Annotated in this window: 12 protein-coding genes; 6 read left to right on the top strand and 6 right to left on the bottom strand. The window is 63.8% G+C overall.

Annotated elements, in window-relative coordinates; translation table 11 throughout:
- The first annotated feature begins 146 nt into the window (after positions 1-146).
- The 3 genes from folP (at position 147) to GC162_04520 (ending at position 2,556) form a co-directional block, all read left to right on the top strand.
- Positions 147-1,004, top strand: coding sequence for a dihydropteroate synthase (gene folP, locus GC162_04530; protein MBI1367902.1), 858 nt, complete (start codon positions 147-149; stop codon positions 1,002-1,004).
- Between the two features lie 53 nt (positions 1,005-1,057).
- Positions 1,058-1,390, top strand: coding sequence for a thioredoxin (trxA, locus tag GC162_04525; protein ID MBI1367901.1), 333 nt, complete (start codon positions 1,058-1,060; stop codon positions 1,388-1,390).
- Positions 1,391-1,461: 71 nt separating this feature from the next.
- The gene (locus GC162_04520) at positions 1,462-2,556 is read left to right on the top strand and encodes a hypothetical protein (protein MBI1367900.1); all 1,095 of its coding nucleotides are present in this window, start codon (positions 1,462-1,464) and stop codon (positions 2,554-2,556) included.
- 34 nt (positions 2,557-2,590) lie between these two features.
- On the opposite strand, the gene GC162_04515 is transcribed toward GC162_04520, so the two are convergent.
- From GC162_04515 to GC162_04505, 3 genes are all read right to left on the bottom strand, one after another.
- Positions 2,591-2,899, bottom strand: a complete 309-nt coding sequence (locus GC162_04515) for a Rieske 2Fe-2S domain-containing protein (GenBank protein MBI1367899.1) — start codon at positions 2,897-2,899, stop codon at positions 2,591-2,593.
- Positions 2,900-3,179: 280 nt separating this feature from the next.
- Positions 3,180-4,178, bottom strand: a complete 999-nt coding sequence (locus GC162_04510; GenBank protein ID MBI1367898.1) for an aldo/keto reductase — start codon at positions 4,176-4,178, stop codon at positions 3,180-3,182.
- A gap of 52 nt (positions 4,179-4,230) precedes the next feature.
- The gene (locus GC162_04505) at positions 4,231-5,724 is read right to left on the bottom strand and encodes a hypothetical protein (GenBank protein MBI1367897.1); all 1,494 of its coding nucleotides are present in this window, start codon (positions 5,722-5,724) and stop codon (positions 4,231-4,233) included.
- 164 nt (positions 5,725-5,888) lie between these two features.
- Between GC162_04505 and cyoE the strand changes: the two genes are divergently transcribed.
- Both cyoE and GC162_04495 read left to right on the top strand, forming a co-directional pair.
- On the top strand, positions 5,889-6,920 hold the full coding sequence (cyoE, locus tag GC162_04500) for a protoheme IX farnesyltransferase (GenBank protein ID MBI1367896.1): 1,032 nt from the start codon (positions 5,889-5,891) through the stop codon (positions 6,918-6,920).
- A gap of 365 nt (positions 6,921-7,285) precedes the next feature.
- Positions 7,286-8,008 carry a DUF3179 domain-containing protein gene (locus GC162_04495; GenBank protein ID MBI1367895.1) on the top strand — a complete coding sequence of 241 codons (723 nt, stop codon included), beginning with the start codon at positions 7,286-7,288 and terminating at the stop codon, positions 8,006-8,008.
- Positions 8,009-8,076: 68 nt separating this feature from the next.
- Here GC162_04495 and GC162_04490 read toward each other — a convergent pair whose 3' ends face one another.
- The 3 genes from GC162_04490 to GC162_04480 all read right to left on the bottom strand — a co-directional run bounded on the left by GC162_04490 (position 8,077) and on the right by GC162_04480 (position 11,153).
- Positions 8,077-8,439 (bottom strand): nuclear transport factor 2 family protein, encoded by a 363-nt coding sequence (locus GC162_04490; protein ID MBI1367894.1) that lies wholly within the window; start codon positions 8,437-8,439, stop codon positions 8,077-8,079.
- 194 nt (positions 8,440-8,633) lie between these two features.
- Positions 8,634-9,479, bottom strand: a complete 846-nt coding sequence (locus tag GC162_04485) for a PEP-CTERM sorting domain-containing protein (protein ID MBI1367893.1) — start codon at positions 9,477-9,479, stop codon at positions 8,634-8,636.
- A 363-nt stretch (positions 9,480-9,842) separates the two neighbouring features.
- On the bottom strand, positions 9,843-11,153 hold the full coding sequence (locus tag GC162_04480; GenBank protein ID MBI1367892.1) for a polysaccharide deacetylase family protein: 1,311 nt from the start codon (positions 11,151-11,153) through the stop codon (positions 9,843-9,845).
- Here GC162_04480 and GC162_04475 point away from each other — a divergent pair.
- Positions 11,098-11,892 carry a hypothetical protein gene (locus tag GC162_04475; GenBank protein ID MBI1367891.1) on the top strand — a complete coding sequence of 265 codons (795 nt, stop codon included), beginning with the start codon at positions 11,098-11,100 and terminating at the stop codon, positions 11,890-11,892. The genes GC162_04480 and GC162_04475 overlap by 56 nt on opposite strands.

Genomic DNA, 11,892 nt, shown 5'->3' with positions numbered 1-11,892 from the left:
AATCAAATAGCGTTCCCCACGAGCCGCGACCGTGAGGGAGCGGTCAAGGAACGTGATTGGGTGCGGGCTCGACCGCTTGCTGACGCGCGCGGCTCGTTAGGATGGGTGGCTACACATTTATTGAAACCGCTCTAACATGAAGCACGATGAAGCTCACGCTGCCGCATAATCGGACGCTTTCGCTCGATCGCCCGGTGATCGTGGGCATTTTGAATCTGACGCCCGACAGTTTCTCCGACGGCGCGGCCTACGGCTCGGTCGATGCGGCGGCGGGGCATGCGATGCACATGATCGACGAAGGCGCGGACGTCATCGACCTCGGCGGCGAGTCGACGCGGCCGGGCGCATCGCGCATCGACGCCGATGAACAGCTTCGCCGCGTCATGCCCGTGCTCGAAAAGCTCGCCCCGCAGGTTCAAGTGCCCATCAGCATCGACACCACGCGCCGCTCCGTCGCCGAGGCGGCGATCCGCGCCGGTGCGTCGATCGTCAATGACGTCTCCGCCGGCCGCGATGATCCGGCGATGCTCCCCTTCGTCGCCGAGTGCGGCGCCGCGGTCGTGCTCATGCACATGCTCGGCGAGCCCGCCACCATGCAGCGTGATCCGCATTATCAGAACGTCGTCACGGAGGTGCGCGACTTTCTGCTTGGGCGCGTCGATGCGGCGATGGCGACGGGCGTCGATCCGAGCCGTATCATCCTCGACCCCGGCATCGGCTTCGGCAAGACGACCGAACACAATCTGCGTCTGCTCGCCGACCTGCCCGCGCTGGTGCGGACCGGCTATCCGATTCTGCTGGGCGCTTCGCGCAAGCGATTCCTTGGTCAAATCACCGGTCGGGCCGAACCGGCGCAGCGCGCCGCGGCGACGGCGGCGACGACGGCGATCGGCGTGGCGGCGGGGGTGAAGCTCTTTCGCGTGCATGATGTGATGATCAATCGGCAGGCGGCGGATGTAACCGCGGCCGTCACGGGGCATCACAGAACGCATGCGGCGTCTTGATCGCCGCCGGGGCCGTCCGTACAATGGCCCCCACTAACGACAGGAGCCAAGCCATGGCCAGCAAAGCCGTTCAACAGTTTACCGACGCCAATTTCCAGTCCGAAGTGCTCGGGGCCGATGTCCCCGTGGTCGTCGATTTCTGGGCCGAGTGGTGCATGCCCTGCCGCATGCTCGCGCCCATCATCGACGAACTCGCCGATGACTTCGTCGGCAAGGCGAAGATCGGCAAGATCGACACCGATGCCAACCGCGACGTGACCCTCAAGTATCAGATCAACGCGATCCCCACGGTGATCGTGTTCAAGAACGGCGAGATCGCCAAGAAGTTCGTCGGCATGACCAACAAGGCCGATCTCTCCGCCGCCATCAGCGCCGCCGCCGGCTGAGCGCCGCCCGATCCATCGCCCATGAAGCCCACGGATTTCATCCGTGGGTTTCTTTGTAAATGGAGACGCCCATGCGCATTGCTCATGTCCCGCTTTGCATCATGTTGATCGCAGCGGGTGCGTCCGCCGACGCCCCCCTGACCATCCATACCGTCGCCGGCACGGGCGTCGAAGCCGACAACGGTCCCGCCGGCCCCGTCGCCTCCGCCAACATCGGCCAGCCCTTCGGCGTCGAATTCGCCCCCGACGGCGCCATGATCGTCTGCGAAGTCTCGCACCACCGACTCCGCCGCGTCGATCTCAAAACCGGGCAGGTCGCCACGATCGCCGGCAACGGCACAAAGGGTTACAGCGGCGACGGCGGACCGGCGACCCAAGCGAGCATGAACGAACCCTACGAAGTGCGCTTCGATGACGCGGGCAACCTTTTCGTCGTCGAGCGACTCAATCACATCGTCCGCCGCGTCGACGCCAAAACGCACGTCATCACCACCCTCGCCGGGACCGGACAACCCGGATTCGCCGGCGACGGCGGCCCGGCGACGAAGGCCCAGCTTCACGAACCCCACTCGATCGCGATCGACAACGCCAGACATCAACTCTACATCGCCGACATCAAAAACAACCGCATCCGTCGCGTCGATCTGAATACGGGGATCATCGAAACCGTGGCGGGCAACGGCGAGAAGAAGCTGCCGACCGATGGCCAAATCGCGGCGGATCATCCGATGGCGGGACCGCGGGCGCTGTGCGTGCAGGGACGCACGCTCTGGATCGCCCTGCGCGAAGGCAACAGCGTCTGGAGCATGAACCTCGACACCGGCAAACTTCAGCACATCGCCGGCACCGGCAAGAGCGGATACGCCGGCGACGGCGGACCCGCGCTGGCCGCGACCATGAACGGCCCCAAAGGCATCGTCGCCGACGATCACCATCATCTTTACATCACCGACACTGAAAACCAGGTCATCCGCGTCATCGACACGGCGAATCAAACCATCGACACGATCGCCGGCTCCGGCCCCAAAGCCCGCGGCGACGGCGGCGACGGCGGTCCCGCGACGAGCGCCAAACTCGATCGACCGCACGGCATCGGCCTCGGCCCCGACGGCCGCATCTACATCGGCGACACGAACAATCACCGCGTCCGCGTCCTCGAACCATGACGCCCGCTTCTCTCCAACGAAGGAGAGTCGCAACTTAATCCGCGCCCGTTTCGATGTGGATCGTCTCGTTCTCGATGCGCACCCGATAGCAGCGCAGCGGATCAACGGCCGGACCGCAGGTCGGCCGGCCGGTTTTCAGGTCGAACATCGCCCCGTGCCACGGGCACATGACCTGCCTTCCGTGCAGCGACCCGGAGCTGAGACTGATCTGCGCATGCGTGCACGTGTCGGACACCGCGTAGATGTCGCCATCGACGTTCGTCACCATCACGGCCTGCCCGTCGATCTCAATACGCTCCATCGCACCGGGCGGCACGTCAGCGAGCGGCAATTCAATACCCATCAAAACATCCTCAAAAACAAGCACGCAGACACGGAGACACCAAGGAAATCGCAAATTGAAAAATGACCATTGAAAAATGCAAATTGTCAGAGGCGTCGGGCCTCAATTCGCATTTCTCAATTCTCAATTTGCAATTCCCTGTCTTAGAACGTGTGTGAGAAGGGGGCGTTTAACGAGCCGCGACCGTGAGGGAGCGGTCAAGGCGCCGCTCATTGTTACCTGTTTCGACCGCTCCCTGACGGTCGCGGCTCGTTGATCCATGGTCTTCTCACACGCGTTCTTACATCGTTGACGCCGGTTCGAGGCCGAAGTTGTTGGCGTAAAGGCGCTGCGCCTCGTTGTACTCGGCGTCGGAAAGCTGCGGCGTGTCGGGGGCGGCGGCGAACTCGGCGAGGTTCTGCTCGTCGTAGATGTTCGGCAGCGTCGAGACGAAAACGGGATTGCGCAGGATGAACTGAAGCGTGGCCTGCGCCATCGTGCGCCCGCCGCCGGCGGTGAGGAACTCAAGCTGCTCGACTTTCTGAAGCCCTTCGGTGAGCCAGATCTTCGGACGGTGCGAGCGGTGGTCCCACTTGGGGAAGGTCGTCTCGGGCGTGAGGTTTCCTTCGAGCAGACCGGAAGAGTGGGGCACGCGCGTCATGAGCCCGACGCCGGCCTTGCGGGCCTCGTCGAGAATCGGCGAACCGACCGCCTGCTCGAGCAGATTGTAGATGATCTGCACGCCATGATACCCGCGCCGGATCGCCGCCATCGCTTCGTCGACCTGTCGGCCCGGGTCGATCTTGGGCCCCAGCGACACGCCCCAGTAGCGAATTTTCCCTTCGTCCTTGAGCTTCTCGAGCGCGGCGATGATGTCGTCGTTGTCGATGTGTTCGAGGCGGCTGTTGTGGCCTTCGTACAGGTCGATCACGTCCGTGTTGAGCCGCTTGAGCGATTCCTCGCACTGGCGTCGGATCGAACGGGTGTCGTAGTCATGAGCGCGCTCGCGGTGGCCGGGCCGGCCTTCGGTGTCGGTCAGGTCGTAGCCGAACTTCGTGGCGTAGACGACCTTGTCGCGCACATCGCCCAGCACGTCGGCGAGCAGCGTTTCGCCGTACCCGTCGCCATAGGTCGGCGCGGTGTTGAAGTGCGTGATGCCGTACTTGTGGAACGCGTCGGCGACGAGCTTGCGGCGGAGGGCTTCATCGGTGACGCCCCACCAGTCCGTCGAAACGGTCCACACGCCAAAGCCCACTTCGCTCACAGCCAGATCAGTGTTGGGAAACTTGCGGTAACGCATGATGCACCTACCTTACATGCGGAAGATTGAATATTGGACACGTACGTCTATTTTACGCTTCGACCCCCGCCGCGTTCAAGTGCTCGGTCTTGCCGTGCGGATCGGGAGCGAGAAAACGGTGCGAAAAGAGCATCATCGCCGTTGTGACCGCCAGCAGGGCGGCCCCGTTGGCCTGATGCAGGGTCGTGACGATCGGATCGGCCGCCACCGGGTGACCGGCTTGTTTGCTCATGTTGATCACGACCAGCGCCGCGATGCCCAGCCCGACCTGCACGCAGACGATCAGCGCCATCGCAATGCCCAAGCGCTTGAGCGTCCGGTCCGCCTCGCCGTGAACGCCCCACGCGCGCATGCCCGTGATGACGGCGAGCAGGAACACGGCCGAGGCCATCGAAATGTGCTCGAACACCGCCTTGCCCGTATGCCGCACGACGGCGCCGAGAATGAGCTGAACGATCATGGCGGCGAAAAGCGAAACGCTCAGCCAGCGATCGACGCCCGCGGCGTGATGCAGCGTGCGCTTCGTCGCGGTGCGCCACGCCCGGCTGGTCACGACGGCGAGGGTCACCATCAGCGCGAAGAAGATTTGCGCGAAGACGCCGTGGATGATGCGCAGGGCGATGGAGGCGTCGGTCTCGTTGGCGGCGGTGGCGACTTCGACGCCGCCGTTGGAGTGGGCCATCAATACGCGCGCCGCGCCCATGACGCCCTGCGCGACGACGGCGACGATGGCCAGCAGGGCCAGCGCCTTGACCCACCGCCGGCGGTCCACATGACACAGGTGCATCGCCAGCACGATCGTCGTCAGGCCGACCAGCGCGCCGTAGAGTCGATGGGCGTGTTCGTAATAGATGTTGCCGGTCATGCGGGCCAGCGGGTAGAGGAACATGTTCGTGTGATACGTGCGGGGCCAGTCGGGCACGGCCAGCCCGGCTTCGTGGCCCGTGACCAGTCCGCCGGCGATGAGCAGAAGCCCGACGGCGATCATCGCCACCAGCGCGAAGCGTCCCGTCCAATTGCGCGGCTCCGCCGGCGACGGCGCACGGAAGCGCGACCCGACCGCCGCCGCGAGGGACATGATGATCGCCGTGATGAAAAGCGTGCCGGGCGCCCAGGTGAGCGGCGACGGCGCATCGGCGGCGGCATTTTTCCCGCTGATGACCGCCCCGACGATGAGCAGGTTCAGCGCGGCCGTGATGAACCCCGCCAGCAGGCCGCCGGACCATCCCCGCCGCGTCGAGCGACCGGCGACGAACCCGCCGACGAGCAGGGCCGCCAGCAGCAGACCCGCGATGAGCATCGGACTCACCACGAACAGCGGCATCTTCGTCACGTACCCGATCGCCCACATCGCCACCGTCGTGCCGAACCCGATGGTCAATACATCGCCCCCGCGGGGGCTCGACGGCGAAATGTCCAAGGACGCGCTCATGGTGGACCCATATCGTAGACCGCCCGGCGACGCTTTGACAGTGCTTTCACCTCTCCCTCCGGGAGAGGTCGGCCCGCAGGGCCGGTTGAGGGGGCGCCCGATCACTGACTGCATCCGCAATGAAGCGCGCCCGACTGCGGAGCCACCCTCACCCCGGCCCTCTCCCGGTGGGAGAGGGAGTGGCAGCGCATCGCTTGCGCGTTCTCCCGACGCTTGCCCGATTCGGTCGATGAACCTACCATGCCCTTCTCACCGTCCCGACTCGGAAAAGACCCCAAATGAACCAGCCGCTGCCCGCTTCCGTCCCTGCCGTGCCCTCGGTGTCGATGGGGCTGCGCCATTGGGTGGACGTCTACAAGGAGCTGACCAAGTTCCGCCTCACCGCGCTGGTGATGGTCACGGCGGGCGTCGGGTTCGTGCTCGGATCGGTCGGGCCCATCGACTGGGCGAAGCTGGGCTATCTGCTTGTCGGGACGTTCTTCGCCTCCGCCGCCGCGAGCACATTCAATCAGCTTTACGAGATCGAGCGCGATGCCAAGATGCCGCGCACGTGTCGTCGTCCGCTGCCGTCGGGGCGCATCAGCCGGCTCCACGCCGTGGTCTTCGCCGTGCTCGCGGCGGGGTTCGGCGTGACGCTTCAGGCCGCGATGGTCAACCCGCTCGCCGCCGGTCTGACCCTGCTGACGATTCTCATCTACACGCTCATCTACACGCCGCTCAAACCCATCAGCACGGCCAACACGATGGTCGGCTCCGTCGTCGGGGCGATTCCGCCGATGATGGGCTACGCCGGGGCCGCCGGGCTGATCGATCGCGGGGCGTGGGTCCTGTTCGCCACGCTTTTCGTCTGGCAGATTCCCCACTTCCTCGCCCTCGCCTGGCTCTACCGAAAGGACTACGCGCTGGGCGGCTATCGCATGCTCCCCATCGTCGATCCCACCGGCTCGATCACCGGACGCACCGTCGTGATGTGGTCATGGGCGCTCTTGCCGATCGGATTGGCTTCGACCATGGTCGGGCTGACCGGCTACGTCTACGCCGTCGGCTCGCTGATCCTCGGGGCCTGGATTATCCGGCTCTGCCTTCAACTCAGTCACGATCTGTCCGACGCCCGCGCCCGCCGGTTGTTCCTCGCCACGCTCGTCTACCTGCCCGTGCTGATGACGCTCATGGTTCTCGACCGGTCGCAGATGTACTACGACATCCCGCTCGAAGCCATCCAGGCCGCCGCCGCGCAGCCGAGCACCGACCTCGCCACGCCCCCCGTCCTCGCCGCCGACCCGATCGTCAGCGAAACGATTTCGCGGTGAATGGGAATTGCAAATTGAAAAATGACCATTGAAAATTGCAAATTGATGCACGTGCCGAGCGCTCATCCGCATTTTGTAATTTGCATTTTTCAATTCTCAATTTTCAATGCCCCGCCTCTGTTCGAGTTTCCCCCATGATGCCTCTCCCCATTGACGATCCCAAAGCTCAGGCCGCCGCCGGGCGGCGCAGCTTCCTCTATCTCATGCTCGGTTTCGCCGCGCTGTTCACGCTCGTCATGGCGCAGCAGCTTTGGCGCATCTACACCATCCGCACCTCCGTCGTCGGCGATGGCGAGCATGTCGAATCGTATCACTTCGACCTCTCGAACCTCACCGTGCCGCGCGAGCAGCTTGTCGCCTCGGGCATGTCGCGCGATTCGCAACCGGTCGTCGACGGCATGGAACTCGTCGTCGAGCAAAACGTCGGCGACCTCAAGCACGCCGGTTACCACGCCACCACGCTCCCCATCCTCAAGGAACTCGACGAACGCAATTTCAAAAGCTGGACCCGCTTCGTCGTCTCGCATGACGAGGTGATCGGCGTCACGATCAACGGCGAGTCCCGCGCGTATCCGATCCGCTATCTCCGCTGGCACGAAATCGTCAACGATACCATCGGCGGCGCGCCCGTCGCCGTCACATACAACCCGCTCTGCGATTCGAGCGTCGTCTTCGATCGCCGGCTCAACGGCATAACGCTCAACTTCGGTTTCAGCGGGCTGCTCTACAACTCGAACCTTGTCATGTACGACCGCGATTCGATGTCGCTGTTCTGTCAGCTCAAAGCCGCCGCCATCGCCGGCCCGCTCGCCGGTCAATCGCTCACCGTCCTGCCCCTCTGGTACGGCACATGGAAAGACTGGTCCGAGCAGCACCCCGACACGAGCGTCTTCACCGGCAACAACATCTACAAGGAACGCTACTACCGCGATCCCCTCCCCGACTACTACGACAAAGGCGAACTCCGCTTCCCCGTCGCCCCGCTCCCGCCCCCCGGCGGCCGCGCCCTCATGGACATCGTCCAATCCCCCACAATGCGCGCCCGCTGGTTCGCCTGGTACGCCCTCCGCGGCGACAAAATCGAATGACGCCAGGTTCGATGAAACTCGAAACTCGAAACTCGAAACCAGAAACTCGAAATTAGAAACACATCAGTTCACCACTGATCCCCGCCGAAGAAGAATTCCTCGCGGGTGATCAGGTCGTTTTTGACGGTGTAGACGGTGATTTCCTCGAGCTGGACGCGCTGGCCGGTGGCTTTGCGGGTGATGTCGAAGATCGTCTTGGTGGCGAACTTGTCGGGGCCGTGGAAGAACGGGCCGACGACTTTTTCGCCGTGAATCTCGACGGTCGTGGCCCAGATTTCCGACTTCTTGATGACGGGTTCCTTGCCGACCGTCGCCTTGCCCGTCGGCTCCACCGACGCGATGTTCGGATCGTACAGCGTGTGCATCACGTCAAAGTTCTTGCCCGCGTTGCACATGTCCACGACTTTCTTGCCGATTGACTGAAGACTCATCGCGATACTCCTTGGCTTGCTCGGACACACATCGAACACGCCTCAAGCCCGCGGCGGAACATCCTCCGCGGCCCTTCCAACGACATTGTTCATCCCGCGGCGCATCCCGTCAACATCACTTTGCGCCGTCACGGCGCAAAAAAGCCCGCGCGGTAAAGCGCGGGCGTCATGGATGAAATCATGCAAGTTGAATCTTACCGCCGGCGGCGCATCATCAGCGCCGTCGCGCCGATCGCCAGCAGTCCCATCGACGCGGGCTCGGGGACGGTCGTGGCGTTGGGAACCGTGAACTGGCCGACGCCGACCCAGTCGCCTTCCGAGTGCGCGGTGAGCCCCTCGGCGTAGCTCGGTGACGAGTCGTTGCTGAGCGGGATCACGAAGACGACGTCATAGGTCGACATCCCGCCGCTGCTGGAGTTGAGCGCGACGGTGAGCGTGCCGTGGCGGGTGGTGTCCCCGACGTAGTCGAGCGGTTCGGTCGACAGGTCGACCGGACCGATGATTCCGCTGATGAGCCCCGAAGGAACGAAATTGCCCTGATTGGCGCGAATCTCATGATTCGATGCGGGGAACAGGCCCGTCTGCGCGAGCGTCGCCGGGGTCGAGAGCGTCGAAGCGCCGATTGTGAACGGCTGACCCACGAGGTTCTGGAAAGCGAAGCTGCCCAGTGCGCCCAGACTGAAGCTGAAGTCGGAGAGATTGATGGTCGAGCCGCCATTGAAAACCAGGTCGGTGATCTGCGGATCGCCGGTCGCGCTGACGAGGCCGAGCGTCGCGCTGGCGGTCCCCGTCACCTCGTCACCGGCCGTCGGCATGCCCTGCCCGAGACTGCTGGCGTCGAGCGTGTAGTCGATGATGTTGTCGCCGATCACCGGCGTGTCCACGGCGATGTTGAACGTCACATTCACCGTCGGCCCCGACAATCCCGCCTGCACCGATCCCGCCGCGAGCATCGCCCCCAGCAATGCCGCCGACACGATGCGACACGTCCGCGACCGTCCGCCGACCTTCCTCCGCGTGATTCCGGATGCACTACACATTTGCACATTCTCCTGTGTAAATTCACCATCGACCCCGCCATCACCCGATGGCGATCGCCGCACGAACCGCATCATCACCCGTCGCGCAACGGCACGACCAATGACAACCCGCCCGAGCCCTCGTCCCAAAGTTTCAGTGAGTATCTCGTTCGAATCCGTCCCGCCGATGCACGCACGAATTCGCAGACGCGCACCGGACAGGCCACCGAGTATGGCCTCATTCCCCGCAGATGTAAACCACAAATCCCGAAATTTTAAAATCTTTTTTCCGCCCTCGGAAATTCCCCGGAATTTACCGCGATTTTCCCGCATTCGCCGCCCGACCCCGCTTCAGCGGGGCAGCTCCCCCAATACGAGACAACATTACTTTTTGCGAATCGTGATCACCTGCCCGCCCGGCGTCGCGTCATACATCACCGCGCCGTCCTTCGACGCCGCTTCGATCGTCCGTTCGCCCTGCGTGATCGTGCATGTTTTCCAGTCCGCCGGGACATGCGTGATGAGCGTGAGCGGCTGATCGTAAAACTTCGGGTCCGCGCCGCTGCTCAGCGCGAGCCTGATTGTCGTTGCGTCGGCCCGCGTGACTTTCACCTGTGCGCTGTCGCGCTCGGTGGCGTACTGATGCGCGGGGATGTGGCGGGTGAGCCAGACCTTCTGCCGCCGCGTCGCCAGCCCATCGAGAAAGCCCGTGAACACATCGAGCGGCGTCGTGATCCAGTCCCCGCCGACGCCGTGGAACACGATGCACTCCATCGCCCCCGACTGGATCGCCTTGTCGACATGCGCGAGCATTTCGCCCGAAGTATGAAACGCGATCATCGCCCCGCGCCCGCCGAAGTCCGGGCGGTCGATCAGATGATTCTTCGCCAGGATCGCCGCCAGTTCGCCCTTCGTGCTGGGCCAGCGCTCGGGCTTGATCCCGCCCGGCTGCCCGTACGAAACGAGCCGCGGCCAGTTCATCGTCGGCGTCGTCTTGTGAATCGCCTCATTGCATCGAACGACTTCCTGTTCGATGTCCGACTTCGTGTCGCCCCCGCGATGCGTGAACGTGTGATTGGCCAACTCAAACCCCGCCCCCGGAATCGTCTCCTCCCACGCCTTGCGATTCGCCCCATACTGCCCCGACCCCGGATTGATGTAAAACGTCCCCGTCATCCGCCGCTTCTCAAGCTCCGGCACGACGATCTTCACATCCGTCGGACAACTGTCATCGAACATGAGCACGAAGGCACACGCCTTGTCATCCTTCCATTTCGCGATGCGCGTCGCCCCGATGTCGTCCGCCGCGCGGACGGCGGGGGTGTGTACGGCAAACAGCATGACGATCAGCGTGATGAACTTTTTCATGGTGCCACATCGTAGCGGATCGCCGGGGTGCATACTCATCCCGCTTTTCGTCCGCTTGTTTGCACCGCCGCCGCGCCGGCGATAGGTTGTTGTCGTCGTGAGGCCCTCCGGTTCATCCCGTCCCCTTTCGCCCGGCCGTCGCGCCGCCGGGTCATTCTTTCTCCTCATGTTGCTCGCCGCCGGCCCCGCCTTCGCCGCCGATCTGAGCGAAGGCGACACCGGCCTCGCCGCCAAACATCCCGGCGACGTCGGCCTCGAAAACGAACCGGCCGTGCTCCTGCACGATGACTTTGAGACCGGCGACCTCGCCGACAAGTGGGACAACATCTTTCAACAGAACCGCACGCAGTACACCACCGATGCGCCGCATGTCCATGCCGGCCGCCGCGCGCTTCAGTTCACCGTCCCCCAGCAGGCCGCCGAACTCTCCAACGCCGTCGAGAAACATCTGGGCGACGGCTACGACGTCGTGTTCCTCCGTTACTACTCGCAGTTCGAAGCGGGCTTCGACGAGCTGGGCTCCAGTCACAACGGCGCCCATCTCGAAGCGCTGGGCCCCGGCACGCCCGAGGCCTCCGCCGGCGTCAAGGCCGACGGACGCAACAAGTTCCTCATCGCCTTCGAAAACTGGCGCGAACGCGAAAACGAAACCTCCCCCGGCCGGCTCAACGTCTACGTCTACCACCCCGCTCAGCGATCCGAGTGGGGCGATCACTTTTTCCCGACCGGCTCCGTCCTGCCCTTCTCCTACAAAAGGGGCGACTTCGGCGACAAGTTCGTCCCCCGACCCGACATCACGCAGAAGCTCGACCAATGGTACTGCTACGAACTGATGGTGCGGGCCAACACGCCCGGCCAATCCGACGGCCGCATCGCCTGCTGGCTCGACGGCAAACTCATCGCCGATTTTCAAAACCTCCGGCTCCGCGACGTGCCCACGCTGAAAATCAACCGCGCCTCCGTCGGCCTGCATATCCATTCCAACACCCGACGCGCCAACAAAAAGTGGTACGACGACGTCGTCATCGCCACCGCCTACATCGGCCCCCGCGTCGAACCCAAGTGA

Source organism: Planctomycetota bacterium, assembly GCA_016125255.1.
Classification (GTDB): domain Bacteria; phylum Planctomycetota; class Phycisphaerae; order Phycisphaerales; family Zrk34; genus RI-421.
This window is presented reverse-complemented; position numbering and strand designations above follow the sequence as displayed.

Coding starts and splice junctions, on each gene's coding strand:
- GC162_04505 (MBI1367897.1), bottom strand. CDS start 5,724: ATGCAGTCAGTGATCGGGCGCCCCCTCAACCGGCCCTGCGGGCCGACC.
- GC162_04510 (MBI1367898.1), bottom strand. CDS start 4,178: ATGCGTTACCGCAAGTTTCCCAACACTGATCTGGCTGTGAGCGAAGTG.
- trxA (MBI1367901.1), top strand. CDS start 1,058: ATGGCCAGCAAAGCCGTTCAACAGTTTACCGACGCCAATTTCCAGTCC.
- GC162_04490 (MBI1367894.1), bottom strand. CDS start 8,439: ATGAGTCTTCAGTCAATCGGCAAGAAAGTCGTGGACATGTGCAACGCG.
- GC162_04495 (MBI1367895.1), top strand. CDS start 7,286: ATGTCGCGCGATTCGCAACCGGTCGTCGACGGCATGGAACTCGTCGTC.
- GC162_04485 (MBI1367893.1), bottom strand. CDS start 9,479: ATGTGTAGTGCATCCGGAATCACGCGGAGGAAGGTCGGCGGACGGTCG.
- GC162_04480 (MBI1367892.1), bottom strand. CDS start 11,153: ATGTTGTCCCACTTGTCGGCGAGGTCGCCGGTCTCAAAGTCATCGTGC.
- cyoE (MBI1367896.1), top strand. CDS start 5,889: ATGAACCAGCCGCTGCCCGCTTCCGTCCCTGCCGTGCCCTCGGTGTCG.
- folP (MBI1367902.1), top strand. CDS start 147: ATGAAGCTCACGCTGCCGCATAATCGGACGCTTTCGCTCGATCGCCCG.
- GC162_04520 (MBI1367900.1), top strand. CDS start 1,462: ATGCGCATTGCTCATGTCCCGCTTTGCATCATGTTGATCGCAGCGGGT.
- GC162_04515 (MBI1367899.1), bottom strand. CDS start 2,899: ATGGGTATTGAATTGCCGCTCGCTGACGTGCCGCCCGGTGCGATGGAG.